At 42.0% G+C, this 1570-nt stretch carries 2 protein-coding genes; both read left to right on the plus strand.

The window, feature by feature from the left end:
• The first annotated feature begins 42 nt into the window (after positions 1-42).
• Positions 43-402, plus strand: coding sequence for a hypothetical protein (locus DWX23_RS24705; RefSeq protein ID WP_122376452.1), 360 nt, complete (start codon positions 43-45; stop codon positions 400-402).
• 8 nt (positions 403-410) lie between these two features.
• The gene (locus DWX23_RS24710) at positions 411-1352 is read left to right on the plus strand and encodes an IS3 family transposase (RefSeq protein WP_255419765.1); all 942 of its coding nucleotides are present in this window, start codon (positions 411-413) and stop codon (positions 1350-1352) included.
• The last annotated feature ends 218 nt before the right edge of the window (positions 1353-1570 follow it).

Genomic DNA, 1570 nt, shown 5'->3' on the forward strand with positions numbered 1-1570 from the left:
TGTCTTTTTGTAGATATGGTTGACTCTCTATAAGAATCCAAAATGAGAGAACAAAATTATCAACAAAAGCGAATACAGTATAGTCGTAATGAGGAAATCTACCGTCTTCGTGTAATAGAAGGATTGGACATATCCTCCATCATGGAAAAAATGCATGTAAGTCGTGTGACAGTTTATCGTTCATTATCTACCTTTGAACGCGATAATCCCAAACAGGTAGAACAGATGAAGAAACAAGGTAAAAATGTGACTCCTGAAGATTACAAAGAATTACTCAAGGAGATAAGCGAGTTGAAGAAAAGCCTTGCCCAGGAACGCTTGCGTGCTGATTTTTATGAGGAAATGGTCGCTTTTGGAAAAGAAGTATATGGGATTGACCTAAAAAAAGCTGGCACCAAGTAGCAGGTAGGCTGCACAATAGGGACAAAAAGCGATATTGCATTGTCCCTATGTGTCGTCTACTTGGTGTAAGCAAACAAGCCTACTATAAACATCAGGACAAGCTGATGCAAAGATTGGCATTGGAATCATTTGTGATAGAATACGCTAAAGAAGTCCGTGCCAAAGACCCCGGAATAGGAGGAAACAAACTCTGGCTGATGTACCGTAGCCGATTTGGTCAGGAAAACAGCGTGGGTTATAATCGTTTTTATGATATACTGGAGCGTTTCTCGCTGAAAATTCGCAAACGGCATCATCGTACCCGTACCACCAACTCGGAACATGACCGTCCTGTTTATCCCAATCTGGTTAGAAACTTCCTCCCCCAGGCTCCTTGTCAGCTGATGGTCAGCGACATTACTTATATTCATCTGGGAGAGAATCCGGTAACGGGTAAAAATATTTTTTGTTATTTGTCAGTCGTCACCGACGCTTACAGTAAGGAAATCATAGGATATAGTATCGGAGAAACGTTGGCTACCAAGTATCCTTTAGATGCTTTGGAAATGGCTATCAGCCATTATGGTCGAAAAGACCTGTCCGGTTTGATCCATCATTCTGACCGTGGTATCCAGTATGCCGGTTATGCCTATACAGCCCGCTTGAAAGACTGCGGAATCCGCATAAGCATGACTGAAACTGGAAACCCCAAGGAAAATGCCATAGCCGAACGGGTAAATAATACCATTAAGAATGAACTTCTTAAAGATATGAAGTTTACTTGTATCCCGGAAGTGAAGGCTGCGGTAAAATCGGCTGTAGACTTCTATAACAATGAACGTCCGCATTGGAGTCTGAACGGCATGACCCCGTCTCAGGCTGCACAGTGCAGGGGAGAACTGAAGAAAAGGTGGATAAGTTATCGGGAAAATGCCATTAAGAGCCAGATAAACGTAAGTCTGACTGGATAGAAGAATATCAGGCTGAGGAAGCTCTTTGGAGGCTTCACGCCTCCAGCCGCATGGCAATCCTCCGCGGTGGTTTTTCATAATTTATTTGGAGAGAATCACACTCTTGATTATTTTTGCCGGCAAATAATTAGAGAGTAAACCTCTTTCAGAAATAAACAACAAAAGGGACAACCCTTTTTATTATTAACTATAAACCGAGTCAACCCTTTTTATTGATT

It is taken from the genome of Parabacteroides sp. AF18-52, assembly GCF_003479145.1.
In the GTDB taxonomy this organism is placed as follows: Bacteria; Bacteroidota; Bacteroidia; order Bacteroidales; family Tannerellaceae; genus Parabacteroides; species Parabacteroides faecis.

Coding starts and splice junctions, on each gene's coding strand:
- DWX23_RS24705 (WP_122376452.1), top strand. CDS start 43: ATGAGAGAACAAAATTATCAACAAAAGCGAATACAGTATAGTCGTAAT.